This window comes from Frigidibacter oleivorans (assembly GCF_003993775.1).
In the GTDB taxonomy this organism is placed as follows: domain Bacteria; phylum Pseudomonadota; class Alphaproteobacteria; order Rhodobacterales; family Rhodobacteraceae; genus Frigidibacter; species Frigidibacter oleivorans.
Genome location: NZ_RJRZ01000003.1, coordinates 63012 through 89399, shown reverse-complemented (window position 1 = coordinate 89399; position 26388 = coordinate 63012). Strand labels below are relative to the sequence as shown.

At 68.0% G+C, this 26388-nt stretch carries 40 protein-coding genes and 1 tRNA gene; 20 read left to right on the top strand and 21 right to left on the bottom strand.

Translation table 11 applies throughout. The features are described 5' to 3' along the window. Positions 1 to 53: 53 nt before the first annotated feature. Both cysE and EEY80_RS05685 read left to right on the top strand, forming a co-directional pair. A complete protein-coding gene (gene cysE, locus EEY80_RS05690; RefSeq protein WP_126975620.1) occupies positions 54 to 860 on the top strand; it encodes a serine O-acetyltransferase in 807 nt (268 codons plus the stop codon). A gap of 83 nt (positions 861 to 943) precedes the next feature. Continuing rightward, on the top strand, positions 944 to 1801 hold the full coding sequence (locus tag EEY80_RS05685; RefSeq protein WP_126975619.1) for a hypothetical protein: 858 nt from the start codon (positions 944 to 946) through the stop codon (positions 1799 to 1801). A gap of 9 nt (positions 1802 to 1810) precedes the next feature. On the opposite strand, the gene EEY80_RS05680 is transcribed toward EEY80_RS05685, so the two are convergent. The 6 genes from EEY80_RS05680 to EEY80_RS05655 all read right to left on the bottom strand — a co-directional run bounded on the left by EEY80_RS05680 (position 1811) and on the right by EEY80_RS05655 (position 8476). After that, positions 1811 to 3172: a pyruvate dehydrogenase complex dihydrolipoamide acetyltransferase gene (locus EEY80_RS05680; protein ID WP_126975618.1), complete on the bottom strand. Its 1362-nt coding sequence runs from the start codon at positions 3170 to 3172 to the stop codon at positions 1811 to 1813. 10 nt (positions 3173 to 3182) lie between these two features. Then, a complete protein-coding gene (locus tag EEY80_RS05675) occupies positions 3183 to 4595 on the bottom strand; it encodes a pyruvate dehydrogenase complex E1 component subunit beta (RefSeq protein ID WP_126975617.1) in 1413 nt (470 codons plus the stop codon). A 12-nt stretch (positions 4596 to 4607) separates the two neighbouring features. Then, complete coding sequence (gene pdhA / locus EEY80_RS05670; protein ID WP_126975616.1) at positions 4608 to 5618, bottom strand: pyruvate dehydrogenase (acetyl-transferring) E1 component subunit alpha; 1011 nt, start codon at positions 5616 to 5618, stop codon at positions 4608 to 4610. Positions 5619 to 5790: 172 nt separating this feature from the next. Beyond that, positions 5791 to 6105: a septum formation initiator family protein gene (locus tag EEY80_RS05665; RefSeq protein WP_407920718.1), complete on the bottom strand. Its 315-nt coding sequence runs from the start codon at positions 6103 to 6105 to the stop codon at positions 5791 to 5793. Between the two features lie 189 nt (positions 6106 to 6294). Then, positions 6295 to 7188, bottom strand: a complete 894-nt coding sequence (locus EEY80_RS05660; protein WP_126975615.1) for a fructose bisphosphate aldolase — start codon at positions 7186 to 7188, stop codon at positions 6295 to 6297. A 97-nt stretch (positions 7189 to 7285) separates the two neighbouring features. Further along, positions 7286 to 8476: a phosphoglycerate kinase gene (locus EEY80_RS05655; RefSeq protein ID WP_126975614.1), complete on the bottom strand. Its 1191-nt coding sequence runs from the start codon at positions 8474 to 8476 to the stop codon at positions 7286 to 7288. Between the two features lie 208 nt (positions 8477 to 8684). On the opposite strand from EEY80_RS05655, the gene EEY80_RS05650 reads away from it, so the two are divergent. The 4 genes from EEY80_RS05650 (at position 8685) to EEY80_RS05635 (ending at position 11451) form a co-directional block, all read left to right on the top strand. Next, the gene (locus EEY80_RS05650; RefSeq protein WP_126975613.1) at positions 8685 to 9194 is read left to right on the top strand and encodes a peptidylprolyl isomerase; all 510 of its coding nucleotides are present in this window, start codon (positions 8685 to 8687) and stop codon (positions 9192 to 9194) included. Next, on the top strand, positions 9184 to 9756 hold the full coding sequence (locus tag EEY80_RS05645) for a peptidylprolyl isomerase (protein ID WP_126975612.1): 573 nt from the start codon (positions 9184 to 9186) through the stop codon (positions 9754 to 9756). Before EEY80_RS05650 ends, EEY80_RS05645 begins: the two co-directional genes overlap by 11 nt. 170 nt (positions 9757 to 9926) lie before the next feature. After that, positions 9927 to 10016: transfer RNA gene (locus EEY80_RS05640), tRNA-Ser, on the top strand. Between the two features lie 157 nt (positions 10017 to 10173). Beyond that, a complete protein-coding gene (locus EEY80_RS05635; protein WP_126975611.1) occupies positions 10174 to 11451 on the top strand; it encodes a DUF6538 domain-containing protein in 1278 nt (425 codons plus the stop codon). Here EEY80_RS05635 and EEY80_RS05630 read toward each other — a convergent pair. The 14 genes from EEY80_RS05630 to EEY80_RS05575 form a co-directional block, all read right to left on the bottom strand. Next, positions 11428 to 11628, bottom strand: a complete 201-nt coding sequence (locus EEY80_RS05630) for a hypothetical protein (protein WP_126975610.1) — start codon at positions 11626 to 11628, stop codon at positions 11428 to 11430. The two genes, EEY80_RS05635 and EEY80_RS05630, sit on opposite strands and share 24 nt — an antisense overlap. Next, entirely contained in the window at positions 11625 to 12200 is a 576-nt protein-coding gene (locus EEY80_RS05625) for a hypothetical protein (protein ID WP_126975609.1), read from the bottom strand. Before EEY80_RS05625 ends, EEY80_RS05630 begins: the two co-directional genes overlap by 4 nt. Continuing rightward, on the bottom strand, positions 12200 to 12460 hold the full coding sequence (locus EEY80_RS05620) for a DUF2312 domain-containing protein (protein ID WP_126975608.1): 261 nt from the start codon (positions 12458 to 12460) through the stop codon (positions 12200 to 12202). The genes EEY80_RS05625 and EEY80_RS05620 overlap by 1 nt, the downstream gene beginning before the upstream one ends. Further along, positions 12457 to 12834, bottom strand: a complete 378-nt coding sequence (locus tag EEY80_RS05615) for an HNH endonuclease (RefSeq protein WP_126975607.1) — start codon at positions 12832 to 12834, stop codon at positions 12457 to 12459. The genes EEY80_RS05620 and EEY80_RS05615 overlap by 4 nt, the downstream gene beginning before the upstream one ends. Next, a complete protein-coding gene (locus EEY80_RS05610) occupies positions 12834 to 13028 on the bottom strand; it encodes a hypothetical protein (protein WP_126975606.1) in 195 nt (64 codons plus the stop codon). The genes EEY80_RS05615 and EEY80_RS05610 overlap by 1 nt, the downstream gene beginning before the upstream one ends. Positions 13029 to 13030: 2 nt before the next feature. After that, complete coding sequence (locus EEY80_RS05605) at positions 13031 to 13357, bottom strand: hypothetical protein (protein WP_126975605.1); 327 nt, start codon at positions 13355 to 13357, stop codon at positions 13031 to 13033. A 65-nt stretch (positions 13358 to 13422) separates the two neighbouring features. Next, on the bottom strand, positions 13423 to 13569 hold the full coding sequence (locus EEY80_RS20035) for a hypothetical protein (protein ID WP_164738161.1): 147 nt from the start codon (positions 13567 to 13569) through the stop codon (positions 13423 to 13425). Then, positions 13566 to 14000, bottom strand: a complete 435-nt coding sequence (locus EEY80_RS05600; RefSeq protein WP_126975604.1) for a TerB family tellurite resistance protein — start codon at positions 13998 to 14000, stop codon at positions 13566 to 13568. Before EEY80_RS05600 ends, EEY80_RS20035 begins: the two co-directional genes overlap by 4 nt. A 93-nt stretch (positions 14001 to 14093) precedes the next feature. Next, entirely contained in the window at positions 14094 to 15338 is a 1245-nt protein-coding gene (locus EEY80_RS05595; protein ID WP_126975603.1) for a recombinase RecT, read from the bottom strand. Continuing rightward, the gene (locus EEY80_RS05590; protein WP_126975602.1) at positions 15335 to 16072 is read right to left on the bottom strand and encodes a hypothetical protein; all 738 of its coding nucleotides are present in this window, start codon (positions 16070 to 16072) and stop codon (positions 15335 to 15337) included. Before EEY80_RS05590 ends, EEY80_RS05595 begins: the two co-directional genes overlap by 4 nt. Continuing rightward, positions 16069 to 16452 (bottom strand): hypothetical protein, encoded by a 384-nt coding sequence (locus EEY80_RS05585; RefSeq protein WP_205749033.1) that lies wholly within the window; start codon positions 16450 to 16452, stop codon positions 16069 to 16071. Before EEY80_RS05585 ends, EEY80_RS05590 begins: the two co-directional genes overlap by 4 nt. A gap of 61 nt (positions 16453 to 16513) precedes the next feature. After that, complete coding sequence (locus tag EEY80_RS05580; protein ID WP_126975600.1) at positions 16514 to 16741, bottom strand: hypothetical protein; 228 nt, start codon at positions 16739 to 16741, stop codon at positions 16514 to 16516. Positions 16742 to 16945: 204 nt separating this feature from the next. Further along, a complete protein-coding gene (locus EEY80_RS20030) occupies positions 16946 to 17098 on the bottom strand; it encodes a hypothetical protein (RefSeq protein ID WP_164738160.1) in 153 nt (50 codons plus the stop codon). Next, positions 17095 to 17739: a helix-turn-helix domain-containing protein gene (locus EEY80_RS05575; protein WP_126975599.1), complete on the bottom strand. Its 645-nt coding sequence runs from the start codon at positions 17737 to 17739 to the stop codon at positions 17095 to 17097. The genes EEY80_RS20030 and EEY80_RS05575 overlap by 4 nt, the downstream gene beginning before the upstream one ends. Positions 17740 to 17824: 85 nt before the next feature. Between EEY80_RS05575 and EEY80_RS05570 the strand changes: the two genes are divergently transcribed. From EEY80_RS05570 to EEY80_RS05505, 13 genes are all read left to right on the top strand, one after another. Next, the gene (locus tag EEY80_RS05570; RefSeq protein WP_126975598.1) at positions 17825 to 18064 is read left to right on the top strand and encodes a hypothetical protein; all 240 of its coding nucleotides are present in this window, start codon (positions 17825 to 17827) and stop codon (positions 18062 to 18064) included. Between the two features lie 271 nt (positions 18065 to 18335). Then, positions 18336 to 18740, top strand: a complete 405-nt coding sequence (locus EEY80_RS05560) for an endodeoxyribonuclease RusA (RefSeq protein WP_164738159.1) — start codon at positions 18336 to 18338, stop codon at positions 18738 to 18740. Further along, complete coding sequence (locus EEY80_RS05555) at positions 18737 to 19669, top strand: hypothetical protein (RefSeq protein WP_126975596.1); 933 nt, start codon at positions 18737 to 18739, stop codon at positions 19667 to 19669. Before EEY80_RS05560 ends, EEY80_RS05555 begins: the two co-directional genes overlap by 4 nt. Further along, positions 19666 to 20280, top strand: coding sequence for a hypothetical protein (locus EEY80_RS05550; RefSeq protein WP_126975595.1), 615 nt, complete (start codon positions 19666 to 19668; stop codon positions 20278 to 20280). The genes EEY80_RS05555 and EEY80_RS05550 overlap by 4 nt, the downstream gene beginning before the upstream one ends. A 1-nt stretch (position 20281) precedes the next feature. Beyond that, the gene (locus EEY80_RS05545; protein WP_126975594.1) at positions 20282 to 20593 is read left to right on the top strand and encodes a hypothetical protein; all 312 of its coding nucleotides are present in this window, start codon (positions 20282 to 20284) and stop codon (positions 20591 to 20593) included. Further along, positions 20590 to 21093: a hypothetical protein gene (locus tag EEY80_RS05540; protein ID WP_126975593.1), complete on the top strand. Its 504-nt coding sequence runs from the start codon at positions 20590 to 20592 to the stop codon at positions 21091 to 21093. Before EEY80_RS05545 ends, EEY80_RS05540 begins: the two co-directional genes overlap by 4 nt. Continuing rightward, positions 21090 to 21341, top strand: coding sequence for a hypothetical protein (locus EEY80_RS05535; RefSeq protein ID WP_126975592.1), 252 nt, complete (start codon positions 21090 to 21092; stop codon positions 21339 to 21341). The genes EEY80_RS05540 and EEY80_RS05535 overlap by 4 nt, the downstream gene beginning before the upstream one ends. Next, a complete protein-coding gene (locus tag EEY80_RS05530) occupies positions 21338 to 22153 on the top strand; it encodes a hypothetical protein (protein WP_126975591.1) in 816 nt (271 codons plus the stop codon). Before EEY80_RS05535 ends, EEY80_RS05530 begins: the two co-directional genes overlap by 4 nt. After that, positions 22153 to 22959, top strand: a complete 807-nt coding sequence (locus EEY80_RS05525; RefSeq protein WP_126975590.1) for a DNA adenine methylase — start codon at positions 22153 to 22155, stop codon at positions 22957 to 22959. The genes EEY80_RS05530 and EEY80_RS05525 overlap by 1 nt, the downstream gene beginning before the upstream one ends. After that, on the top strand, positions 22956 to 23810 hold the full coding sequence (locus EEY80_RS05520; RefSeq protein ID WP_126975589.1) for a phosphoadenosine phosphosulfate reductase domain-containing protein: 855 nt from the start codon (positions 22956 to 22958) through the stop codon (positions 23808 to 23810). Before EEY80_RS05525 ends, EEY80_RS05520 begins: the two co-directional genes overlap by 4 nt. Further along, positions 23807 to 24727 (top strand): GP88 family protein, encoded by a 921-nt coding sequence (locus EEY80_RS05515; RefSeq protein WP_126975588.1) that lies wholly within the window; start codon positions 23807 to 23809, stop codon positions 24725 to 24727. Before EEY80_RS05520 ends, EEY80_RS05515 begins: the two co-directional genes overlap by 4 nt. Further along, entirely contained in the window at positions 24727 to 25380 is a 654-nt protein-coding gene (locus EEY80_RS05510; protein ID WP_205749032.1) for an MT-A70 family methyltransferase, read from the top strand. Before EEY80_RS05515 ends, EEY80_RS05510 begins: the two co-directional genes overlap by 1 nt. Further along, complete coding sequence (locus EEY80_RS05505; protein ID WP_126975587.1) at positions 25380 to 25643, top strand: hypothetical protein; 264 nt, start codon at positions 25380 to 25382, stop codon at positions 25641 to 25643. Before EEY80_RS05510 ends, EEY80_RS05505 begins: the two co-directional genes overlap by 1 nt. Here EEY80_RS05505 and EEY80_RS20025 read toward each other — a convergent pair. Further along, positions 25628 to 25774 carry a ribbon-helix-helix domain-containing protein gene (locus EEY80_RS20025; protein WP_164738158.1) on the bottom strand — a complete coding sequence of 49 codons (147 nt, stop codon included), beginning with the start codon at positions 25772 to 25774 and terminating at the stop codon, positions 25628 to 25630. The two genes, EEY80_RS05505 and EEY80_RS20025, sit on opposite strands and share 16 nt — an antisense overlap. 85 nt (positions 25775 to 25859) lie before the next feature. Between EEY80_RS20025 and EEY80_RS05500 the strand changes: the two genes are divergently transcribed. Next, positions 25860 to 26387 (top strand): hypothetical protein, encoded by a 528-nt coding sequence (locus EEY80_RS05500; RefSeq protein ID WP_126975586.1) that lies wholly within the window; start codon positions 25860 to 25862, stop codon positions 26385 to 26387. Position 26388 lies beyond the last annotated feature (1 nt).

The following is a 26388-nucleotide window of genomic DNA, read 5'->3' as shown; positions in this document are numbered from 1 at the left end:
GATGCGCGGCCTGCCCTATCTGCTAGAGTCCCGGGACGAGCGGAGGGCGCGCGATGGCCGAGACGAAACCGAGACTGGCAACCGTCGATCCCGTCTGGGACCGGATCTGCACCGAGGCCCGCGATGCGGTGCGGGACGAACCCCTGCTGGGCGGGCTGATCCATTCGGGGCTGCTGCACCATCCGACGATGGAACGGGCGCTGGCCTACCGCTTTTCGCTGAAGCTGGCCTCGGGCGAGATGAGCGAGCAGATCCTGCGCGAGATCGCGGACGAGGCGCTGGCCGAGGAACCGGCGATCGGGCAGGCGGCGCGGGCCGACGTGATGGCGGTCTATGACCGCGACCCGGCCTGCCACCGCTTCCTGCAGCCGGTGCTGTTCTTCAAGGGCTATCAGGCGATCCAGTCCTACCGGATCGGTCACTGGCTGTGGACGCATGACCGCCAGGACATGGCCTATTTCGTGCAGATGCGGGTGTCCGAGGTCTTCGGCGTCGACATCCATCCCGGCGCGCGGCTGGGGCAGGGGATCATGATCGACCACGCCCATTCCATCGTCATCGGCGAGACGGCTGTGGTGGGCGACAACGTGTCGATGCTGCATTCGGTGACGCTGGGCGGCACCGGCAAGGAAGACGGCGACCGGCATCCGAAGATCGGCGACGGGGTGCTGATCGGCGCCGGGGCGAAGGTGCTGGGCAATATCCGCGTCGGGCGCTGTTCGCGGATCGCGGCCGGGTCGGTCGTGCTGCAGGACGTGCCGCCCTGTTCCACCGTGGCGGGCGTGCCCGCGCGGGTGGTGGGCGAGGCGGGCTGCCCCCAGCCCTCGGTGACGATGGACCATCTGCTGCTGAACGACTGACGCGGCCCGAGGCCGATTGACGGGTGGGGCGGGCGGGCCTATCACGCCGCCGTTCCTGCCCGCGCCTGAAGGATGCCCTGCCGATGCAACCGAAAGACCTGCTGGCGGCGGCCTACCGGCGGCTGTTCCAGCGCCCGATGCGCCGGACGGGACAGCCGCTGATCGTCTGGATGGTGCCGCTGATCGGGCCGGGCGTGTCGCAGGACTGGGAGAAGGCCTGCGCGATCTTCGGGCAGACGCTGGCCTCGATCCTGGCAGCGCCGTACCGGAACTGGGCGCTGGTCCTGTGCTGCCAGCAGCGCCCGCCGGACCTGCCCGACGATCCGCGCATCCATTTCCTGCAGGTCCCCGACCTGCCGCTGGCCAAGGGCGTGTCCGACCATTCCGAAAAGGTGCGGCGGATGACCGAATATGTCGCCCGCAGCTTCACCGGCCCGGCCTATGTGTCGCATCTGGATGCCGACGACCTGATGCACCCGGACCTGCCGGGCTGGATCGCGGCGGATGACAACGGGCGCGGCTATATCGTCACGCAGGGCTACATGGCCGACTGGCAAAGCGGCCGGCTGGCGCCGCTGGGGCAGGGCGAGGGCCAGCCCTTCTGGATGCAATGCGGGTCCTGCGGCTATTTCGCCGTCGATCTGGGGCGGCAGCGCTGGCCGGGCCTGTATCTGCGGCTGATCGGCAAGGGCCACAAGAGCTATCTCGACCGCGGCGCGCGGCTGGGGCGGCCGCTGGACCCGGTGCCCTTTCCGGCGATGATCTACATGGTCAATCACGGCGACAACGTGCAGATCCGCAAGGGCAACGACAAGCTGGTGAACCTGCGCCGCCGCGGCATCGACGACCCGGAGCGGGAGGCGCGGGTACTGGCCGAATTCGGGCTGCGGAAACGGGAAGAGGCCGCACGGGGCGGCCTCCTCGAGGTCGTGGGGCGATAGCGGGCGGAGTTACGCCAGCATCGCCACCGGGTTTTCCAGGTTCTCGACGATGGCCTTCATCAGCTCGGCCCCGAGCGCGCCGTCGATCACGCGGTGATCCACCGACAGGGTCATCGACATCATCGTGGCGACCTCGATCTCGCCCGACTTCGCCACCACCGGCTTCTTCAGCCCGGCGCCGACAGCGAGGATCGCGCCGTGGGGCAGGTTGATGACGGCGTCGAAATTCTCGATCCCGAACATGCCGAGATTCGAGATCGCGAAGCTGCCGCCCTGATATTCATGGGGCGCGAGCTTCTTCGTGCGGGCGCGGGCGGCCAGATCCTTCATCTCGGCCGAGAGCGCCGACAGCGTCTTCTGATGCGCGTCCTTCAGCACCGGGGTGAAGAGGCCGCCCTCGATGGCGACCGCCACGGCCACGTCCGAGGGCTTGAGCTTCAGGATGCGGTCGCCGGCCCAGACGGCATTGGCGGCGGGCACCTGCTGCAGCGCGATGGCGCAGGCCTTGATGATGAAGTCGTTGACCGACAGCTTCACCCCGCGCGATTCCAGCTGCTTGTTCAGCGTCTCGCGGAAGGCCATCAGCGCATCGAGCCGCACCTCGCGACGCAGGTAGAAATGCGGGATGGTCTGCTTGGCCTCGGTCAGGCGGGCGGCGATGGTGCGGCGCATCCCGTCGAGGGTGATCTCCTCGAAGGGGCGGCCCTCGTACATCTTGCGCACGGTATCCGCGCCCATGCCGGCGGGCATGGCGGCGGGGCCGGGGGCGGGCTTCGGCGCTTCGGCCGCAGCAGCAGGGGCGGCGGCGGGGGCCGCCTTGGGCGCGGCGCTGGCGCCTTCGACATCGGCCTTCACGATGCGGCCGCGCGGGCCGGAGCCGCTGATCCCGGCGAGGTCCAGCCCCTTCTCGGCCGCGATGCGGCGGGCGAGGGGCGAGGCGAAGACGCGCTGGCCCCCGGCGGCGGGCGCCGGTGCGGCGGGCATTGCCGCGGGGGCGCCGGCCGGGTCGGCCTTGCCCGCGGGCGGGGCCTGACCCGCGCCATAGCCCTTGGCGGCGTCGGCCTCTTTCTCGGCGGCGTCGGTGCCGCGGGCCGGGGCGGGCGCGGCGCCGGCGGCGGGCACCTCCTCGCCTTCCTCGACGAGGATGGCGATGGGCTGGTTGACCTTCACGCCGGATGTGCCCTCGGCGATCAGGATCCTGCCCATCACGCCTTCGTCCACCGCCTCGAATTCCATCGTGGCCTTGTCGGTCTCGATCTCGGCGAGGATCTGGCCGGACTTGACGGCATCCCCCTCCTTGACCAGCCATTTCGCCAGCGTCCCTTCCTCCATCGTCGGGGACAGGGCGGGCATCAGGATTTCGGTCGCCATTTCTTCCCCCTCAGCGGTAGGTGACTTTCTTGACCGCCGCCACGACCTCGTCCGAGGTCACCAGCGCCAGCTTTTCCAGATTGGCGGCATAGGGCATGGGCACGTCCTTGCCGGCGCAGTTGATCACCGGGGCGTCGAGCCAGTCGAAGGCGTTTTCCATGATGTAGGCCGACAGGTGGTTGCCGATCGAGCCCACGGGGAAGCCCTCTTCGACCGTCACGCAGCGGTTGGTCTTCTGCACCGAGGCGATGACCGTGTCATAGTCGATGGGGCGCAGGGTGCGCAGGTCGATCACCTCGGCCGAGATGCCCTCGGCGGCGAGCTTGTCGGCCGCTTCCAGCGCATGGGCCATGCCGATGCCGAAGCTGACCAGCGTCACGTCGCTGCCTTCGCGCCAGATCTTCGCCTTGCCGAAGGGGACGGTGAAGTCCTCCAGCACCGGCACGTCGAAGCTGCGGCCGTAGAGGATCTCGTTTTCCAGGAAGATCACCGGGTTCGGGTCGCGGATCGCCGTTTTCAGCAGGCCTTTCGCATCGGCGGCGGAATAGGGCATCGCCACCTTCAGGCCGGGGATCTGCGCATACCAGGCGGCGTAGTCCTGGCTGTGCTGCGCCCCCACGCGGGCGGCGGCGCCGTTCGGGCCGCGGAACACCATCGGCGCGCCCATCTGCCCGCCGGACATGTAGAGCGTCTTGGCCGCCGAGTTGATGATCTGGTCGATGGCCTGCATGGCGAAGTTGAAGGTCATGAACTCGACGATGGGACGCAGCCCGCCGAAGGCCGCGCCGACGGCGATGCCCGCGAAGCCGTGTTCGGTGATCGGCGTGTCGATGACGCGTTTGGGCCCGAACTGGTCCAGCAGGCCCTGGCTGATCTTGTAGGCGCCCTGGTATTCGCCGACTTCCTCGCCCATCAGGAAGACGCTGTCATCCCGGGTCATTTCCTCGGCCATGGCCTCGCGCAGGGCTTCCCGCACGGTCATGGACTTCATCTGCGTGCCTTCGGGCCAGTCGGGCGTCGTGTCCGCGGCCTTGGCCGGGTGCGGCGCCTGTTCGACGGCGGAGGTGGGCTTGCCTTCGGTTCGGGGCGCGTCGGTCTTCTGCGCGGTTTCCTCGGCCTTGGGTTGGGCCGGGACGCTGGCCGGGCCGCTGGCGGGCGCCGCGGCGGCGGAGGCGTCCTCGCCCTCGGCCAGCAGCAGCGCGATGGGGGCGTTGACCTTCACGCCCTGCGTGCCCTCGGCCACCAGCAGCTTGCCGATGGTGCCCTCGTCCACCGCCTCGAATTCCATCGTGGCCTTGTCGGTCTCGATCTCGGCGAGGATCTGGCCGGACTTGACGGCGTCGCCCTCTTTCACCAGCCATTTCGCCAGCGTGCCCTCTTCCATCGTCGGAGACAGGGCGGGCATCAGGATTTCGGTTGCCATGCGTCTTCCCCCTCAGGCGTCCTGCGGCGCCACGTCGGCGTAGATGTCGGTCCAGAGTTCCGAAAGATCGGGCTCGGGGCTTTCCTTCGAGAATTCGGCGGCCTCGTTGACCACGGCCTTGATGTCGCGGTCGATGGCCTTCAGGTCGTCATCCGTCGCGTGGTTGCCGGTCAGCAGCAGGTCGCGCACATGTTCGATCGGGTCGCGTTCGTCCCGCATCTTCTGCACTTCCTCGCGCGTGCGGTACTTGGCCGGGTCCGACATCGAGTGGCCGCGATAGCGATAGGTCATCACCTCGAGGATATAGGGGCCGTTGCCGGCGCGGCAGTGGGCCACGGCGCGTTCGCCCGCGGCCTTGACCGCCAGCACGTCCATGCCGTCCACCGCCTCGCCCTCGATCCCGTAGGCCGCGCCGCGCTGCCACAGGGTCGGCGACTTGGTGGACCGCTTGACACTGGTGCCCATCGCATACTGGTTGTTCTCGATCACGAAGACCACCGGCAGGTTCCAGAGTTCGGCCATGTTATAGGTCTCGTAGACCTGGCCCTGGTTCGCCGCGCCGTCGCCGAAATAGGTGAAGGTGACGCGGTCGGTGCCCTTGTACATGTCCGAGAAGGCGAGCCCGGCACCGATCGGCACCTGCGCGCCGACGATGCCGTGGCCGCCGTAGAAATGCTTCTCTTTCGAGAACATGTGCATCGAGCCGCCCTTGCCCTTGGAATAGCCGCCCTCGCGGCCCGTGAGCTCGGCCATCACGCCCTTGGGGTCCATGCCGCAGGCCAGCATGTGGCCGTGATCGCGGTAGGAGGTGACGCGCTTGTCGCCTTCGGAGGCGGCGGCCTCCAGCCCGACGACGACGGCTTCCTGCCCGATATAGAGGTGGCAGAAGCCGCCGATGAGACCCATCCCGTAGAGCTGGCCGGCCTTCTCCTCGAAACGCCGGATCAGCAGCATCTCGCGGTAGTATTTCAGCAGCTCGTCCTTGGATACGTTCGGCAGATCCGGTGCTTTGCGCGCGGCCATGCGGCAGTCCTCCCGTCAGTCGTGTGCGCCAGATAGTTCAACGTTAAACGATCCATAGCGCATCGGCGCGCGAAGGGCCAGAGCCGATGATGCGGACGCGCGGGTGCCTGCCGGTGCCGGGAGAGGATGGCCCGGGGCTGCGGTCTCAGTCAGCGGTTCTGCTTCCGGGGGGTCAGCGGATCGCGATCTCGTCCGCGCGCATGAAGCCCAGGGTGTCGCGGGTGCGTTCGTCCAGCAGGTCGAGGTCCAGATAGTCGTCGGACAGCCGGTGCGTCAGGTTTTCCATGCGCGCCACCTCGATCGTCAGCCGGTCGCGTTCGGCGGTCAGGCTTTCGGCCTCGGCCGACAGCTGCATCCGCCGCAGGACGCCAAAATCGCCCTGCACGGCGGCGAAGGTGAAATAGGCCGCCAGCGCCATCGCCAGCGCACACAGGAAGAGGGTGCCGATGGGGGGCCGCGTCGGGGGCCGTGGTCTGGATCGCATCATGGTTCTGCCCGTCTATCCGGCGGGGCGTTGGATCCCAGCCTGCCGCCTCTGTCGTGCGGCCTTGGGCGAATCATGGCATAGCGGCCGGGAAAAGGGAATCCCCGCCCGATGGGGCGGGGATCACATCTTGGCGGTGACGCGACAGGCCGGCGGGCGCCCGTCGGCCGGGGCCGGGATCGGCCGGCGACGTCAGCCGGCTACGGAGGCCGCGTGGATGCTGGTGATCGCGCTGGCCAGCGCCGTGTCGAAATCGGCATCGGTCTGCTGGGCGGTCAGGCCCTCGGTCAGCGCGCGGCTGAAGCTGGCGATGATGCCCGGGTTCTCGGCCAGCTTGGCATTGGCCTCGTCGCGGCTGTAGCCGCCCGACAGCGCCACGACCTTCATCACCTTGGGATGGTCGACCAGCGGCCGGTAATGGCCCGGATCGGTCGGCAGCGTCAGCTTCAGCATCACCTCGGTGCCCTCGGGCAGGGTGTCGAGATGCTTCAGGATCGCGTCCTGCAGCAGCGTCTCGGCCTCGGCCTTGTCGGGGATCGAGATCGTGACCTCGGGTTCGAGGATCGGCACCAGCCCGTGGGCCAGAACCTGCCGCCCCAGATCGAACTGCTGGGCGACGATGGCCTCGATCCCGGCGGGATTGGCGGCGTTGACCACCGAGCGTTCCTTGGTGCCGAAGATGCCGGCCGCGACCGCGCGGTCCAGCAGCGCGTCCAGCCCGGGGATCGGCTTCATCAGCTGCACGCCGTCGGCCTCGGCCTCCAGCCCCTTGTCGATCTTCAGGAAGGGCACCACCCGGCGCTGGTCCCACAGATAGGTGGCGGTGGGGGTGCCGTCGATGTCGCGGTCCATGGTCTGTTCGAAGAGGATCGCGCCGATGACCTTGTCGCCGGTGAAGGCGGGCGACTTGATGATCCGGGCGCGCATCGCGTGGATCAGGTCGAACATCTCGGCTTCCGAGCCATAGGCGCTTTCCTCGACGCCATAGAGGCGCAGCGCCTTGGGCGTCGAGCCGCCGCTCTGGTCCAGCGCGGCAATGAAGCCTTGGCCCTTGCGCATCTGGTCGGCCTGGGTCGCGTTCGGCATGTGATGTCCTCGTGCTCGCTGTGGATCGTGCCCCTCGATCCAGCCGATAGCGGCTTGGCCGGAGGGCTGCAATTCTGGTGACGCTAACAGCCGCGTCTCAGGTCATCAGCGCGGCCACGCCGGGCAGATCCTTGCCCTCCATCCATTCGAGGAAGGCGCCCCCGGCGGTGGAGATGAAGGTGAAGCTGGCCGCCGCGCCGGACTTGTTCAGCGCCGCGACCGTGTCGCCCCCGCCCGCGACCGAAACGAGCCGGCCCTCGGCCGTCAGGTCCGCCGCGGCCTTGGCGGCGGCATTGGTGGCGGTGTCGAAGGGCGCGATCTCGAAGGCGCCGAGCGGCCCGTTCCAGATCAGGGTGCGGCAGGCGGCGAAGGTGCGGGTGATCGCGGCCACGGTTTCCGGCCCGGCATCCAGGATCATCGCATCGGGCGGGCAGGCGCCCGCCGCCACCGTCTCGCAGGGGGCGCCTGCCTTGAACTCGCGCGCCACCACGATGTCGAGCGGCAGGTGGATGGTGCAGCCCGCCGCCCCGGCCTTGTCGAGGATCGCCCGCGCCGTGTCGGCCATGTCGCGTTCCGCAAGGCTCTTGCCGACCTCGATCCCCTGCGCCACGAGGAAGGTGTTGGCCATGCCGCCGCCGATCACCAGATGATCGACCTTGCCCAGAAGATTGCCCAGCAGGTCGAGCTTGGTGGACACCTTCGCGCCGCCCACCACCGCCACCACCGGCCGTTCCGGGGTGCCGAGCGCCGCCTCCAGCGCCTTCAGCTCTGCCTCCATCAGCCGGCCCGCGCAGGCGGGCAGCAGCCGGGCGAGGCCCTCGGTCGAGGCATGGGCGCGATGCGCGGCGGAAAAGGCGTCGTTCACATAGACATCGCCCAGATCGGCCATCGCCTGGGCCAGCGCCGGATCGTTCTTCTCCTCTCCCGCGTGGAAACGGGTGTTTTCCAGCAGCAGCACCTCGCCCGGGGCCAGGGCCGCGACCGCCGCCGCCGCCGTCTCGCCCACGCAGTCCCCGGCGAAGCGGACGGGCTGGCCGAGCGCGGCCTCCAGCGCGGGCAGGGTGACGGCAAGGCTCATCGCCGGGTCGGGCTTGCCCTTCGGCCGGCCGAAATGCGCCAGCAGCACCGGCTTGCCGCCCTTGGCCAGGATGTCGCGGACGGTGGGCACGATCTTGTCGATCCGTGTCGCGTCGGTGACGCGGCCCTCCTCGACCGGCACGTTGATGTCGACGCGCAGCAGGACCGTCTTGCCTGCCATGTCCATGTCGTCGAGCGTCTTCCAGGCCATCCGATCCCTTCCCGCCGCCTGCCGCGGCTGACTTCTGCGCCGCGTCCCCGCGGCGGGCTTCCGGTCCGCCGCATCGCGGCTGCGGCGCTACGGAAGCCGATCCTCCCCTCTTCGTCAACCGCGGCCGCCCGCTTCGGCCTTTCCTTCCCCCGCCCGCGCCCGTAGGGTCGCGCCCAATCGCGGCACGAACCTGAAGAGGGAGGCGCACATGGCCGATATCAAGGATCCCGAGAACACCATCCTGGTCGAACTGAAGGATGGCACCGTCACGATCGAGCTCTTGCCCGAGATCGCCCCGAAACATGTCGAGCGCATGAAGGAGCTGGCCCGCGCCGGCGCCTATGACGGCGTGATCTTCCACCGTGTCATCGAAGGCTTCATGGCCCAGACCGGGGATGTCGAACACGGCAATTCCGGCAAGGGCCAGAACACCCGCCGCGCCGGCACCGGCGGATCGGAGCTGCCGGACCTGCCGGCGGAATTCTCCAACATCCCGCATGACCGGGGCACGCTGGGCGCGGCGCGGTCGCAGAACCCGGATTCGGCCAACAGCCAGTTCTTCATCAACTTCAAGGACAACCACTTCCTGAACCGCCAGTACACGGTCTATGGCCGCGTCATCGCGGGGATGGAACATGTGGACCGCATCGCCCGCGGCGAGCCGCCGGCGAACCCGGACCAGATGCTGTCGGTGAAGGTGGCCGCCGATGTCGCGTAAGCTGATCCTCGCGGCGGGCCTCGCCGCAGTCGCCATGCCCGCGCTCGCGCAGGAGGACGGCCCCGGCCCGAACCTCGTGATCGAGACGGGCGGCGGCGTCACGGGGGAGATCGTCATCGACCTGCTGCCCGATGTGGCGCCGAAGCATGTGGAACAGCTGACCGCGCTGGCCGAGGCGGGCGCCTATGACGGCGTCGTCTTCCACCGGGTGATCGACGGCTTCATGGCCCAGACCGGCGACGTGCAGTTCGGCAAGCGCGACGGCGACACCGCCCGCGCCGGGATGGGCGGGTCGGATCGGCCCGACCTGCCGGCGGAATTCTCCGACATCTCCTTCGACCGCGGCGTCGTCGGCATGGCGCGGTCGCAGAGCCCCGACTCGGCCAACAGCCAGTTCTTCATCATGTTCGCCCCGGGCGAGTTCCTGAACGGCCAGTACACCGTCGTCGGCCGGGTGATCTCGGGCATGGAGGTCGTGGACGCGATCCGCAAGGGCGCGGCCTCGGCCAATGGCGCGGTGGACGATCCCGACTGGATGGAGAGCGTCACCGTCACCCGCTGACGGACGGCGCGAGGACCGGCGGGGCAGGGGGCAGCGCCCGCCGTTCCCGCCGGACCGGGCGCCGGGGCAGGCTGGCCCCCGACCCGCCCCACCGCAGGATCGCGGCAGCCTCCCGCGCCGCGCTTCCCCCCTTGCGCCCCCGCCGCCGCCGCGTGTAGACAGCCCCCCACGGACAGATGGCCGAGTGGTCGAAGGCGCACGCCTGGAAAGTGTGTAGGCGGGGAACCGTCTCGAGGGTTCGAATCCCTCTCTGTCCGCCATTTTTCCGGCCCCGCCGCCCTCGTAAACCCCTGTCATCATTGGATTCCCTTTGTTTCCGCCTCGCCGGCGGGCGCCGATCTGGCGGTTTTGCTGCTCATCGTGCTGCTCAATTTGCCTCCCATTGCCGTGGCGCAATTTATGGGGCACAAATCCCACATGAGCGATCCAATTCTGCGTGGCAGCACCTATCACATCCGCAAGCGCGTCCCGCGCCGCTATCGCGATGTCGAAGACCGGGACTATGTCTGGATCTCGCTGCACACCGACTCCCCCGAGATCGCCAGACGGAAGGCCCCCGCGGTCTGGACCGACATGATCGAGGCCTGGGAAGCGAAACTGGAGGGGCGCGGCGACGACGCCGCGAACCGGATGGCGGCGGCGCGGAACCTGGCCGCGAAGCGCGGCTACCGCTTCCTCTCCGCCGCCGAGGTGGCCCGCCTGCCCCTGCCCGAGTTGCTGGACCGGGTCGAGGCGGTGGTGACCTCGAAGGGCCGGCTCGACATCGCCGAGGCCGAAGCCCTGCTGGGCGGGGCGAAGCCGCCGCGTCTCACCGTCACCAAGGCGCTCGAACGATACTGGAAGGTGGCGGCGGAGAAGAGGATCGGAAAAAGCGCGGATCAGGTGCGGCGATGGGAGAACCCGCGCAAGAAGGCGGTCGCCAACTTCGTCGAGGTGATCGGCCATGACCCCGTCGTCGCCGACATCACCACCCGCGATCTCCACCAGTTCAAGCAGTGGTGGGTGGACCGGATGACAGCCGAGGGTCTGACCCCGAACAGCGCCAACAAGGACATGATCCACCTGCTTTCCGTGATCCGCGAGGTCGCCGCGGCCGAGGAAATCGAGCTGCAGTTCAAGACCGACCGCCTGATGATCAAGGACAGCGATCCCGGAACCCGGCCGCCGTTCAGCGTGACCTTCCTGCGGGAGACCCTGCTGAAGAAGGGTGCACTGGACGGGCTGAACCCCGAGGCGCGGGCGATCCTGCTGGGCATGGTGAACACCGGCTACCGACCCAGCGAGGGTGCCTCGCTCGGCCCCGACCAGATCCGGTTGGCCGACCGCGTCCCCCATATCCGCATCGAGCCGAACGGCCGCCAGCTGAAGACGCCGAACGCGCGGCGCGTGATCCCGCTGACCGGGGTGAGCCTCGAGGCCTTCAAGGCCTTTCCACAGGGCTTTCCCCGCTACGGCACCAACAGCGCCTCCCTCTCCGCGACGGTGAACAAGTTCCTGCGCGAGAACAAGCTGCTGCCGACCGATGACCACAGCCTCTACAGTCTGAGGCATTCCTTCGAGGACCGCATGCTCGCCGCCGGCTTCGACGAACGGATCAAGGCCGACCTGATGGGCCACAGTCTCAAGCGGGAACGCTATGGCGCCGGTGCCAATCTCGAACATCTCCACCGCCTATTGAAGAAGATCGCGCTTTAGGCGCGCGCGGACCCTGGCGACGGGGTCATTCCGCTGCGCCAGCTCCTCAAGCGCCTGCAACTCGCCATCCAGCCGCTCGAAGATGGGGACGTAGACGTGGTCCTTCTCGGCCAGACAGGCGACAACCTGAAGGGCCCGGGCGATGCGCTCGATGGAGGCCGGGGGGGTGAGCTTCATGCCGCCTCCTGCAGTGCCTTGAACGCGGCGCGCTCGGCCGCCGCGACCTGCCGCATCCGATAGGCCAGCAGGGTGATCCCCTCCGGGTTCGGCCCGCACCCGCGCCGCTTCAGCCCGCGCCGCCGCACCTCTGACGCCACCTGCGAGGTGTGTGCCGGCGGGATCGCCGCGGCAGCGATCTCCTTGCCCAGGACTCCTGCGGCCCACATCGCGTCGAAATCGTCGGGCCACCTCACCTTCGACTTCGGCCCTCCCCGCCGGGGGGGGAGCCCAAGCCGTTTGGCGCGGACGTAGAGGCAGCGCGACGAAATCCCCGCGCGGGCCGCGGCCTCGGCCACGGGTATCGTCTCGTCCCCCCACAGCCGACTGATCTCGCGAACGGAGAGCCGGGGGGTAACAGGCTTCCTGCGTCCCGGGAACCCGTAGGCCTCGGCGGCGCGCACCAGAGAGGTTCGGGACGATCCGACCCACGCGGCGACCGCGTTGAGGCCCAGATCGAACTGGTTCCATGCGATCGCGGCGGCGGCCGGGCAGATCCCGCACGTCCCGCAGGGCTTCTGGCGTCCTCGCATCACGACATCCCCAGTGCGGCTTTATAGAGGTCGAGGATCGCCTCCTCCTCGGCGACATCGTTTTTGTCGCGGGCGCGCAGCGCGATGATCTTCTTCAGCACCTTGGTGTCATAGCCCCGGGCCTTCGCCTCGGACATGACGTCCTTCTGCTGTTCGGTGATGTCCTTCTTCTCCGCCTCCAGCTGTTCATACTGCTCGATGAACTGGCGCAATTCGTCGGCGGTGACATTGTAGGCGGCGTCGGTGTCTTGAGTGGTCATCGCGTCCTCGTGGGATGCGGCTCGAACGAGCCGTTCAGTTTCTTGCGCAGGCCGGAGGCCTTGGTCCCGGGCAGCGGGCGCGAGGGCGGCAGCTTGTGCCGCGCCGGCCGGAAGGTGCCCGCATGCTTCTGTGCCACCCGTTTCGCCTTGGCGATCACGCCCACGTCGCGGCGCGTCTTCCCGGCGTGACAGGCGCGATGTGCGGGCCGCATGTTCTCGACGTCGTCGGATCCGCCCAGGGCGAGAGGGATCACATGCTCCACCTCCCACCGCTCGCGCACCGGATTGATGCGGTCGCCGCAGATGTGGCAGACCCCGCTTGCCGCGGCGAGAACGTCGATGCGCTGGCCCTTGCTGAGGCTGCGGCGCGACATCAGCCCACCACCTCGAACCAGCGGCGGCGCGGCACCGCCAGGACGGTGGCCAAGTCGATCCGCAGTGCGATGGCGACGTGCCGGTCCACCGCATTCAGATCGGCGGCAGTCGGAACGCCGCCGATCCAGTTGGGCCGGCGCAGCTCGATCTGTTCCTCACGGGCGTCGTTGATGGAGGTGGGCAGGTCGTGCATGGTCAGAGCCGGTCCAGCATGGCGATTGCGTCGGCTTTCTCGCTGGCGATCCGCTCGCGCGTCGCCTGCGCGATCCGGGCGATCAGCTTGTGGACCTTCTCCTCGGCTTCCTTGCCGAGGTCAAAAGGCACATGCCAAGGGTAGCCGCGACCGTATGCGCTGCCCGAGTTGGCCGAGAACAGCTTGGTCGGACCACCGTGGATCTCGACGCGGATACATTGCCAGCCGCCGTTGTGGTCGTGGTAGCGGGTCAGCCAGAAGCCTTGGGGCATGTCCTTGTCGCTGCTGTTCAGGACCAAAGTCTTGATGTCTTCGTCGTTGATGGGCACGTCGAGTCTCCAATGTCGGTTGGCGCATGGGGGAGCCGCCCGCGCGGGGCGGCTCTGGCGATGCGTCAGCCGCGAACGCGGTAGCCGGCATAGGCGCTGGCGCCGATCAGCGCGACCGACAGCATCAGGTCGAGCGTGGCGGGCACAACGACCTGCAGGACCACGATCGCCGCCACCACGGCGGCAATCGTGCCTGTCGTCACCGCCCTCATGCCGCCATCAGCCGGTTCAGATCGACGGACGCGATCTTCGCCAGCCGTTCCAGCACGACCTTTTCGGCCGGCTCGATCTCCCCGTCGCCCTCGGCCACGTCGAGCGCGGTCAGCACGACCGCGTTGGCCATGTCCGCGTCTTTCAGCACATCCTCGATCTCGGTCCACAGGCCGGACCGGCCGACGCGGCCGCCGCCGGCGCGCTGCAGCATTCGCTCCATCGTGCTTTCGATGGTCTTCTGGTCGAAAGCACTGGACAGGGCCTTGTTGGCGCCGACCGCCTTGATCGTGGCCGCGATCTCCCCGTCTTCGATTTCGCCATCAGCCGCGGCGACAAGCGCGGCGGCGGCGCAGACCGCTTCGAGGAAGTCGGTGCGTCCCGACATCTTGCGGACGGCTTCTTCGCTTTTCTTCTTGAGCAGGCCGAACATGGAAACTCCTTTTGGTTCGGTGGTGGAAGGAAGGCGCCCGCCGGCGGAGTGGTGGCAAACACCGGCGGGCAGCCCCTGCGGAGGCGGCAGGGGCTATTGCGGGACCGTGTCGTCGATGGCGCGCGCCTCGGCGAGGATGTAGCGGTGCAGATCTGGCTTGCTGTCGGCGAGCCGCGCGAGTTCTTCGCCGTGGAACCCCACCGCCTCGTCCCAGCCCATGTCGGCGACGTCCCGCAGGACAGTCATCGCGAAGGGGTTGGTGCTGTGGTCGGGCTTCACGACAACCGTCTTGGCCGTTTGCGTCTCATGGTCGAACATGAGGGCCTGCCCCTCGTCCCGCTCCGCCGGTGCGGTCGCGTTTGCGTAGGGCTGGCCCGACCTTTCCCGCTTCGCCGGCTTGGCCGCCGGCTTCGGCGCTGTCTCCTGCACCGGGCGGGCCTCGCCTCGGGTGTCGAAGGGCTGATCGTTGGTCTGACGGTGCGAGATCGCTTCCGGCTTGCGCTCCTCCGGTTCCTCGACAATCTCGCCCTCGATCGGCGCTGAACCGATTGTGGGGTCCATAGCGAAGGCGCTGTAGTCGGCGCGACTCTCATCGACCGCGTCGGCCGCCATGAATTCGATCGACATCGGCAACTCGCCGCGGTTCGCCATCATGCGAACCGCGGTCTTGATCGCCATCGCCTCGAAGGCCGGGTTCGCCTCGTCCCAAGGGCTGTCAGCGGTCTTCCCGAACCGCACCGCCGTCTTCCAGCCCTGCGAATACTGGTTGCGATGCCGGATGATCTCGTCGCGGGTCAAGAAGCGGTGGCCTTCAGCGGTGCAGCCATCGCCAAGGTTCAGCTTGGCATAGCAGTAGGCACCGATCATCTTGCCGTTGCGCGGGCCGGGGCGGTGCCGCAGATGCTGGTTGGAGCCATATTCGTGGCTGAACAACTCGTCGTCGTCATAGACGACATCGCCATGGATTGCGGCCAGTTGCCCGCTGCGGCGGGCCAGGTCGATCAGCCCCTTATAGCCGATGACCAACTGCACCTCGACAATCCCCTTCTTCTTGTTCTCGAAGGGGATCAGGTAGGCGTGACCGAGGGCTGAGTTGGGCTCCAGCCCAAGAGACGCACACTGCATCAGTGCCCCGAGGAAACTCATCGGGTCGCAGGCCTGCAGCTTCGGCGTCGTGCGGATCGCGTTCGCGACGATCCGCATCATCCGCTCCGGGTTCATGTGCTTCGCCGCGACAGAGGCAAGCTGGTTCTTGGCCTGATCGTTCCACAGCAGATGCTGCACCGATTTCACCTGCCGCAGCGGCTGCTGTTTGACCTGTTCGATGGCCCCGCTCATGCCGCCACCTCACGGTCCACCGATTTCGCGCCGGGGACATTCTCCCCGCGCCGGATCGCGGCGGTGGCGAGCCGCTGCAGCAGGTCGATGACGGCCGGATCGCTCTGGAAGTGCATGAAGACGGCGCGCGGGTTCTCGATCTCGGCGAACTTCTGGGTGCGCAGCGACATCGTTCGGCCGCCGCCGGTATAGGAACCGGCCTTGGCCTTCACCTCGCGCGCCGCCGCCTTCTCCGCCTTCTCCGCAGCGGCCCGGTTCGCCTCGGCCTCGGCGAGGCCGGCAAGGTCGTTGGCGGCGATGCTCCGCGCTTCCGCCGCCCGCGCCTCGGCGGCGATGCGTTCGGCCTCGATCCGTGCCGCGCGCTGTTCTTCCTCCAGCCTCCGCCGCTCGCGGATCAACCAGTCGCCCTGCAGCTGCTTCGCCCGGTCCAGCACCCGTTTCAGGATGTCGAGGGGCAGTCGATAGGCCTCCTGCACCGCGTTTGCCGCATCATCATGCGGCCGCTTCTGTGCCACCCGTTCCGCGTCGATCTCCTTCTGGACGGCGCGGGCGCCGGCGACGAAGTCGGTCAGCATCTGGCTCTGCGCCTCGGTCTCGATCTGGCTCAGATCCAGCCAGGCCCCGGCGGTGTCGGCGATCTCCCTTGCCCGGGTGAGTGCGGCTTCCCGTTTTTCGGCGTCGAAGGGCGGGGGGCGATTGTGTCCCTGCGGTGCGGGGGCGTCAGGCTCTGTCATCGTGGCCTCATCGTGTGGAGGGTGGAGGTTGAGACGGGGGCGAGGGTCGCCGCCATGGAAGGGATCAGGTCGCGCCGGCGCAGCAGATCCGCATGTTCGGCGCGACTGATCGGGGTCAGGTATGTCCAGAGCCGGGCCGGATCGCGCCTGTCCCCATCGCAGATCGCGACAAGCCGCTCCGGTTCGAGAAGTTCGCCGCTGTCCGGGCAGATCACCCGTTCGACGCGGATCTCCACCGGCACCCACGGCCCGCCCTTGGTCAGCCTGCAGCGATACCAGCCCGCTTCGGGCATCCCCTCATGGATGGGCGGCGCCTCCCCGGCCAGCGCGGCGCGGTGCCACGCATAAAGCACCGCCATGGGCGTCGGCTGCCGGATCATGCCAGCCAGACCAGCCAGATCGTGACGCCGGCAATCGCGAGGGGGATCAGCCAGCGCGCCATCAGAACACCCGTGCGGCGACGTTGATGGCGACGGTGAGGCAGATCGCCGCGCCCCCGGCCCAGACGATGGCGAGGGCGCGCCACCGGGCCGCCAGTCGCGCGCGGTTCATGCGGGCGAAGGCGTCGGCGTTGCGGCCAATAGAAAGCCCCTGCGGGCCTTTGGCTTCCGCAGGGGAGTTGGCCCGCTCGGACAGTGAAACAAGCGGGCTGACGGTTTCGGTCAGCATGCCCCGCACCCCGCAGATGCGGCGTCATGAGCGGCCGAGGCGACGCGCGCCGGGGCATCATGGAGGGCGAGAAGAAGCGCCGCGCAAAGCGCGGTGGCAGCGATACGGGAAAGCATGACGCACCTCTGGATGAGATGCGTCAGACCTTATTGGGGCAAAAGCCCCATTTCAAGCAAAAAGTTGTGCAACTGCACAAGTCGGGGATCACACCCCAGGCGCCGCGATTCCCGCGCAGATCAGCCCGACGATCAGAAGACCGCCCGCCAGCTTCGTGAACGAGGCCCGCTTCTCCGCCTCGGCGCGCCCGGCGAAATAGCCTCCGGCGACCAGAGTGGCCAAGGCAACCGCATAGATCATTGCATCATCTCCGCGAGGTCCGGGAACAGGGTCAGCCGGATCGGGTGCACCGCCCTGATCCGCTCATCCCAGACTGCATCCACGCCGCTGACCAGAGGGGTGATATTCCATAGTCCAGCCTTCGAGCCGCGCCGCGGTGCCCCCAGCAGGACTTGGCCCGCCCCGGTGACGACGACGCTGGCGCGGCCCGGGTAGGCCGAGACAGGCGCCGCCGCTACCTCGAAGACGAAAATCGACCCATGGGGATGCAGGGGGCCGATGTCCGCAGCCACCAAAAGCGCAGCAATATCAGCGCCCCGCAGCAGCTGGGGCTCCATGATGCGTCCGATCTGGTGGCCGAACCCCTTGACGCACCCTCCTTCGGCGATCCGGCCCACCACCGGCGTTGTCGGGCGGCTGGGCATCTCGCGCCGCGCGCCGGCGGCGATGATTTCGTCGATCCCCATGTCGAGTTGACGCGCGATCGCCTCGGCCGTGCTGACCTTGGGGCTGGACCGCCGCCGGTAAAGATCGCGGATCGCGGTCACCCCGAGGCCCGCCTCTATCGCCAGCGGAGCGGGCTTCAGCCCTCTCCGCTCCATCACGAGCTTGAGGCCCACCAGGAAATCATCGAGGTCGTTGTCGTCGGGATCGTGCATCATGGGTCAGTCTTGCCCCACTGGTGGTTCCAAAAACATGGGGCTGTTGCCCCTTGCAAGAATTGTGCTTTTGCCCCATCGTCCGGGCATGTCCGACACCGTCCTCATTGAACCGCTCATCGCCGCCTTCGTCGCGGAATGCCGCATCTATTGCCAGCGCCGCGGGATCTCTCTCGGGACGCTCGGGAGCTATGCCGCCTCCAACTCCAAGCTGTTTCAGAGGCTCGAAGCCAAAGGCGAATGTGAACTCCGCACGATGCGGAAGATCCGGGAATACATGCAGGCGAACCCGCCGAATGCCATTCGCAATCGCAGGAAGGCGCGGTGATGTCTCCCGGGAAATTCCCCGATCCCGCATTTGTCCGGTCGATCCGACGCAACTTCGTGTCGATCTGGTCGGACTACCTGCGCGACAACTTCGTCTCCACCGCGCATGTCGCCGTCACCTTCGGCGTCGATGAGTCTACGGCCCGGGGCTGGTGGGGAGCGGTGACCGGTCCCAGCGGGTTTGCCGTCGCGATTGCGATGACCATCCATCCCGAGGACATCCTCCGCCGGCTCCCGCCGGCAAGGAGGTGGGGAGGACGACTCAGGGCAGGATGCAGCCGCCGCTGGGGGCGCGCTTCGGCGGCCTGATGCTGGTAATCATCGTGACTCTGCCGTGGCCGGATAAGCGGCTCATGCCCAACGCCAAGCGTCGGTCGCACTGGTCGGCATATCGCGGCGCCATCAGGGATGCCCGGACCACCGCCTTCGCCCTCACCCGCTCCGCAATGGGGCGCCTGCGTTTCGCTGCGCCCCCGGCCATGGTCGTCTCATTCACCCCGCCAGATGCGCGCCGGCGGGATGACGACGGCATGATCGGTGCCTTCAAGCATGGGCGAGACGGCATCGCTGACGCGCTGGGGATCGACGACAGGCACCTGCGGCCGACCTATTCCTTCGACGCCCCGGCGCGCCCTGGCAGGATCATCGTCACCCTCACCGGCGAGGTGGCGACGTGAGCAAGCGGCGCCAGGACGACAACAACCCCAGCGACGTCTTCTTCTGGAAGGACTATGAGAGCGATCTTGCGCTGCGGGTGTGTTCGCTGGCCGCACAGGGGCTGTGGATGCGGATGCTGTGTGTCGCCGCGCGATCACAGGACCGCGGCTTCATGCTCATCAACGGTGATCCGATCACCGTGGAGGATGTCGCCGCGCTCGGCGGCTGCGACCCGGCTATCGCCGCCGATCTGCTGGAAGAATTGGAGCGCCGCGGCGTCTTCAGCCGCGACCGGAAAGGCCGCATCTACTGCAGGAAAATGGTTCGCGCCGAGAAACAGCGCAAAACAAACAAGAAAAACGGCTCGAAAGGCGGCAATCCAAGCCTGTCCTCAAGTCCCGGTAAAAACAGGAAAAATTCCGGGTCGGATAACCGAAATGCCAACCCCCCCCTTAACCCCCCATACTCCATACTCCATACTCCATCTTCGGAGACTTCGTCTCCTCAGACTCTTAGCAAGCAGCAGCAGCGCGCGCGAGGCGAAATCGACAAGGTCGATGATCCCCCTCCCGAACCCGCCGCCGCCGCCCCGGGGGGCTGGCACGACGATCTGCTCGACCGCGTCATGGCAGCCGCCGGAGTCGGAGGATCGGGACACATCCCGACCCACTGGATGCCGCCGGCCGCGGCGATCGCTGTCGCCCGCTGGGTCACCGACCTGAGCCTCACCCCCGACGAGATCGTCGAATGCGTGAGAGCCAGCCGCCAGCGTCATGCCGATCCGCCCAACGGGCCGAAGGCGCTGGACCGCGCCATGCAAAACCTCGCCGCCGCGAAGGCGGCGCCGCCGCTCGCCCCCTCGGCGAGCCCGTCACCCCGCTACCGACCGCGCGACACGACCGATCCAGCCGAGATCATGCGTCGCGCCTTTCCGGAGGAAGACTTTTGAGCCTGCACAACCACGACATCAGGAACCGCCTGACCCGGTTCCTGCAGCGCCGGCAAATCCCCCGGCGCATCGAGGACAAACCCGAAGCGCAGAACGACGAGATCAGGGCCCTGTGTCTGGCCATCGAGCGACATGCGCCGCGCGACCACGAGCGCCTGGCGCTTTGGTGGCCCCTGTTCGAGACCGCCTTGGGCGAGGCTGGGTCGGCGACCTTCTGGCCCACCGAACGCGAGATCCGCGACGCCGCCGGCCCCGCATCGCGTCGCCTGCACGAAGCCCATCCCGCGCCCGCCCCGCAACGCTTCGACGCCCACGCCAATACCGCGAGGCTGATCCGGGAGGGGAAGCCGGTCGGGGAAAACTGGCTCTACGGTCGCTTCGCCGTGGAGCTGCAGCTGCGCGGGCTGGTGAGCCGCGAAGAGGTCACCCGCTACCGCGACGCCGTCTATGCGTCCCGCGTCGCTGTCTGGGGCGAAGCCAAGGCCAGCGCCTGGCGCGCCGAAATGGAGGCCCAGCATCGCGCCGCCTGGCGCGTCGCCAAGGGGGATCAGACCCGGTCCTCTCGCGACATCACCGTCCCCAACACCCGTCCCAATCAGACCGAGGCCTGAGATGACCGCGTTTTCGCAACCCCTCAACTTCAACGAACGCTCGATCTGCTCGATGGCGGCGGTGTTGACGCCAGACGAGATCGCCCACCGGATCGACGCGCCGCTTCAGGTTGTCGTCGCCGTCCTCGCCAAGGCCCGCCTGATCTCGTCGCGTCGATGGGCGGGGATGAACCTGAAGACCGGGCGAGTCATCCACGGGCTGACCGAGCGCAGCGTCTACCTCCGGGTCCAGATCGCGGGGTGGACGGATTGGTGCTTTGTCGATCCCGCAGCTGTCGAGCCCGCCGCTGGCGAGCCGGAGCGGGCGGCATGATCGTCCCGTGGATCGTCAGCTGGAGCGGGGAGGAAGAATTCGAGGTGCGCCCCTGTCGCTACGCCGGCGGGCTGGCGATCTGGCAACCCCAGCGGCAGGGCGATGGAGTCCCGCGCTTCGCCAAGCCTCATGCGGTGCGCCAGCGCAAGGCCATGGCCGAGATGCGATGCTCCCTCTGCGGGGAAAGGACGGGACCGGAAGACCGCTGGTGGTTCGCCCTGGGTGAGGGACGCATGGATCTCCGTCACGGGCTGATGACCGAGGAACCGCCTCTGCATCGCGCCTGTGCCACAATAGCGGCCGCCCATTGTCCGAACCTGCGGGCCAAGGGCTGGCCGGCATCCCCGATGCCCATGCCGCAAGATCTGCTTCGCCAGATCGTCGGCGGTCTCGCCCTTCTCCAGGATTTTGGCATCGCCGATCGCGGCCGCATCATCACCGGCCACCTGAAACTGGGGTGGAGGTATGACCCCCGGCCACAATCGGAGGGTGCGGAATGACCAATCCGCACGACTTCCGGGTGATCGTCTCCAAAGACGGGCGTCGCTTCATCATGGCCAGCGGAAAATGGCGCTCCGAATGGCACGATCTCGCCGAACTTCCGCGCTGGCTAAGGTTCTATGAGGCGCTCTGGGGGCGCGGCGCCAGGCAAAAAGGACAGCCCGGCCCCTGGGCGAGATTTTATGCGGACGCTGTCGAAAAACTGCGCGCTCTCGCCGCCACCACAGCAGAAGAAGGCAGACGATGACGACGACGACGCGATGGGCCTTCGAGACGGAGGCGGCGCTGTGTCGCGCCTTCCTCGTCTCGATCCCCGACAACTGGGTGGCGTATCCGGAGACCTGCGGATGGGACATCCTGCTGGTTCACCGAACCGGAGGATGGCAGATAGGGATCCAGGCGAAGCTGACGCTCAACGCCAAGGTGTTGGTGCAGGCGATCAACCGGCGCAACGGCCCCGATGGTCCCGATTTCCGGGCGGTCCTGGTCGGGCGGATCAGTGCGGAGCATGACGCCCTCGCCCATGCCCTCGGTCTCACGGTCATCAGCCCGCGCGAGATGAGCCAGAGTCGCAGGCCGGGAGGCTGGTGGGATGCGCAGGGGCCGCTGCTGCCCGTCTTCCGGCCGGACCTGCCGCAGGACGAGACATTGGACCGCATCCCGACGTGGTGGTCGAGCTGGGATCACGCGGGGTGGTTCGACGAGTTCCCGACCGAGCGCCATCGGCTCCCGGAATATGTGCCCGAGGTGGCCGCCGGGGTGCCGTCGCCGATGATCCTCTCCGACTGGAAGATCAAGGCGATGCGCGTCTGCATCTGGGTGGAACGGATGGGCACGATTACCCGTGCCCAGTTCAGGGTGCTGGGCATTGATCCCTCCCGCTGGATGACCGGCCATTGGCTCGCCGCTGGTCCAAAGCGGGGGGACTGGGTCGCGGGACCGGGGTTCCCCGCGGCCCAGCTGCGGCGCGAGCATCCCGGCATCTACCCCCGGGTCGAGGCGGATTTCGAGACCTGGGCGGTGAAACTGCTGCCGCCGAAGCGGGAGGCGGCGGAGTGATGGGCGCGCTGGTGAGATACCACGGCGGCAAGGTCCGCATGGCCAGGCACATCGTCGGGCTGTGCCCCCCGCACGACTGCTACGTCGAGCCGTTCGGCGGCGGCGCTGCGGTGCTGTTGGCGAAGCCTCGGTCCAAGCTCGAGGTCTACAACGATCTCGACGGCGACATGGTCACCCTGTTCCGTGTGCTGCGGGACGACACCGAGGCGCTGGCCGCTGCTGTGGCGCTGACACCGTTCGCGCGCGAGGAACACCAGATCAGCTACCAGCCCGCGACCAGCGATCTGGAACGCGCGAGGCGGGTGCTGATCCGCAGCCATTTCGGGCATGGTTCCTCCGGCATTCATCGCGCCACCGGATTCCGGGCCGCGGGGATGCGGTCGGGAACGCTGCCTGTCCATGGCTGGATGACGCTGCCGCTGACGATCCGCGAGGCGGCGGAGCGGATGCGCGGGGTGGTGATCGAGCAGCGCCCTGCAGTGCAGGTCATGCAGGCCCATGACGGTGCGAACACCGTGCATTTCGTCGATCCGCCTTACCTGCCGGAGACGCGGGATGCTGGCCGGGACTATCGGCACGAGATGACCCGGGAGGACCATGTGGCCCTGTTGGACTGCCTGCTGGGGCTGCGTGGGGCCGTCATCCTGTCGGGCTATGCCTCCGCGCTCTACGACGACGCGCTGACGGGTTGGCGCCGCATCGAGATCGACACCCACGCGGATCGCGCCGCCGAGCGGACCGAAGTCTTCTGGTGCAACTTCGAGGACGTTCTTCCGCTGGCCACGATCATGGGGGGGCGGGGATGAACCATTACGCGCTGCCCGATGGCAACGTCCAGATCGCGTTCAGCGGCGGTCGCACCTCCGGCTACATGCTGCATCAGATCCTCGCCGCCAACGGCGGCCTGCCGGAGCGCGCGGTTGTCACCTTCCAGAACACCGGCCGCGAGATGCCCCAGACGCTGGATTTCGTGCAGGAGGTGGGCCACCGCTGGGGGGTCCGCGTCACCTGGCTCGAATACCGGGCAACCGCGCCGTTCTTCGAGATCGTCAATCACAACAGCGCCGATCGGACCGGCGCTCCGTTCGAGGCGCTGATCCGCAAGCGCAAGTTCCTGCCAAATCAACAGGCCAGGTTCTGTTCGACGGAGTTGAAGGTTCGGACGGCGAAGCGGTGGCTGCGCTCGCTGGGCTGGGACCGATGGACAAACTGTGTCGGTATCCGCGCCGATGAGCCGCACCGGCTGAACAAGCCGCCGCCGCGGGACCGCTGGGTGGTCTGGACACCGCTCGCCACAGCCGGGGTCTCCCGCCATGACGTCGCCGAGTTCTGGCGCGCCCAGCCCTTCGACCTGCGGCTGCCCAACGTCCGCGGCAACTGCTGGCTCGGAAACTGCGACGGCTGCTTCCTGAAGTCGGAGGCCCACGTCGCCGCTCTTGTCCGCGACTTCCCGGATCGCGCGGCGTGGTGGGAGCGGATGGAGGCACTGGCGACGGAGCTGTCGAACGCAGCCGGGATGACGCCGGGCCGGGGCGCCTGGTTCTCGAAACGCTACACGCGCGCGGAATTGCGCGAGTTCATCGCCCGTCAGGGTGATTGGGCGTTCGAGACCGAGGGCGCGCTCTGTCAGGCCAGCGAGGGAGATTGCACGGGATGAAGATCAGCGCCGAGATGGCCGAGATGATCCAGCGCGCCGTCGCCGAGGGGCGGGTGGAAAAGGTTGCTCCGGGCGTCAGCGGGATCGCGGCGCCGAAGACGCGCGGGCGGCCACGCACCCGGCCCGAGGGGGAGACCGCTTCGGAGGCCCGCGCCCGCCGCGCCGCGGCCAAGGCCGAGACCCTGCGTGACAGGCGGCGGTTCAAGACCACCGCCGTCCCGATGGGGGCACCGCGCATCGCGCCGGCCGATGCGACGGGCACCATCTATCCCGCCCGCGTCCTCGACGCCTCGGCCGGCGAGCCGGTGCTGAAGGACGGGTCGAGCAACGCGAAGATCGGCGGCGACGTCCTCAAGGGCCCGCTGCGCGGGGCGAGGATCTACACGCTGACGCTGGAGGAGCGGGCGACCTGTCCACGCAGCTGCGCCCTCTGGGCGACCTGCTACGGCAACGCGATGCCGCATCCTCGCCGCTGGCGGCACGGACCGGCCCTGGAGACCGCCATCGAGCGCGAGATCGCCTCGCTTTGCGCTACCTACCCGCTGGTGCTGATCCGCCTCCACGTCCTCGGCGACTTCTACAGCTTCGACTATCTCGCCCTGTGGACCCGTCTTCTGGACACCCATCCCGGTCTCCACGTCTTCGGCTTCACCGCATGGGCGCCCGGCACCCGCATCGGAGATGGCATCGCCCGGGTCCGTGCCGCGCTGGGTCACCGCTTCGCCATCCGGCATTCCGGCCGCACCGGGCGATGGGGCGCCTTCACGATCGAGGCTCCCACCGCCAGGCGCCGTGTGGGCGACGCCGTCGTCTGCCCCGAGCAGGCCGCGGCGATGCGGGGGGAGCAGGGCAGGCACTGCGGCAACTGCGGGCTCTGCTGGGCCAGCGACGTCCCCATCGTCTTCGTGGAGCATTAATGATGGTGTCGATCGCACAGGAATGGGCGGAGCTGCGGCCGCTGGGCGGCTTCACGATGATTGTCGCCGATCCGCCGTGGCGCATGGAGACGTGGAGCGAGAAGGGCAAGACGATCAAGGGGGCGCCGGGCCAGTATCAGTGCCAGAGCCTCGATTGGATCGCCGCGCTTCCGGTGCAGATCCTCGCCGCCGAGGACTGCATCCTCTGGCTCTGGGCGACCAACCCGATGATACCCCATGCGCTTGAGGTGATGGAGGCGTGGGGGTTCTGCTTCAAAACCGCTGGCCACTGGTCGAAGAAGACTGCCCGCGGCAAGCAGGCTTTCGGCACCGGCTACATCCTGCGCTGTGCAGGCGAGCCCTTCCTGATCGGCACCCGCGGCGCCCCGAAAACCTCACGCTCCGTCCGGTCGGTGATCGAGGCGCCGGTGCGCGAGCATAGCCGCAAACCGGATGAGGCATTCGTCGAGGCGGCGCGGCTGCAGCCCGATCACCTCTACCCCGGTGGTGTGAGGCGCGTCGAACTTTTCAGCCGTCAGCGGCGGCCCGGCTGGTCGGTCTGGGGCAATCAGGTCAGCCGGTTCGAGGCGGCACATCAGGCCGCACCCGGACCCGCGCCATTCGCGGATGGCCTGTTCGCAGGAGGGGCGTGATGGGCTCCAAATCGCGCATCGAGCAGAAGCTCCGGCAGAGTGACTCCTACCGCGCCATCGCCGCCTTCCTCGACGCGCTGGGCTGGCGGTTCGAGACGCATGGTCCCAGCGGCCACGGCCACCCCTATCTGATGATCCGGCTGCCCTGCGGCGGCATGCTCCGTCACACGATCGCATGCACCCCGCGCGCCGGCGGCAATCCGAAGGGGGCGCTATCGCATCTGCGCCGCGTCCTGCGCGACCACGGCTACGATGTCGGATGAGCGGCCAGCCACTCGCGGACGATCAGGACCAGGAGGTTGGAGACCGAGCGGCCGTCGGCAGCAGCTGCGCGCTCCAGCGCCAGCTTGTCGGCAGGGTCCAGCCGAAAGGACAGGGGCAACGTCTTGGTCATGTAGTCACCTGTAGTAGTCTGTAGTTGACCTATGGGTTATGACTACATATAACTACAGAGAGAACGCAAGCACAAGGAGACAAGGATGTCCCTCCCGATCACCGACTTCGACCCCTCGGACCACGATCCCCGCGCCGAGGCGCTGGCCCTCGCGATCTACAGCCGGACCAGCCCCTGCGGGGAGGGCTCCGATGACGCCTATCTGGTCAAATGCTTCGAGGTCACCACCGCCGCCTACACGGCAGGCCTCACCTTCGAGGAATGGCGTCGCGCCGCGCTGGATCGCCTCTATGAAGACCTGATCGGCTACAGCCCCTGCGCCGACTGTCCGTCCATGGCCACCGACGACATCGCGGCGATCCTGCGGGAATACCTGCGGGTCGCCACGTCGCCGGCCGAGCCCGGCCCCACCGAGGCCACCGCGATCTATCTCGTCACCGCCACCTACTGCACCCGCACCGGGCGCATGGGCCGCGCCGATTTCTCGATCACCGCCGCGTCGATGGACGACGCATTCGCCCGCGCCCATGCCACCGTGGCGCGTCGGGGGCGCTCCAAGATCGACCTCCGCATCACCACGCCCCGCCTCACCGCCACCAAAATGGATGCCTGAT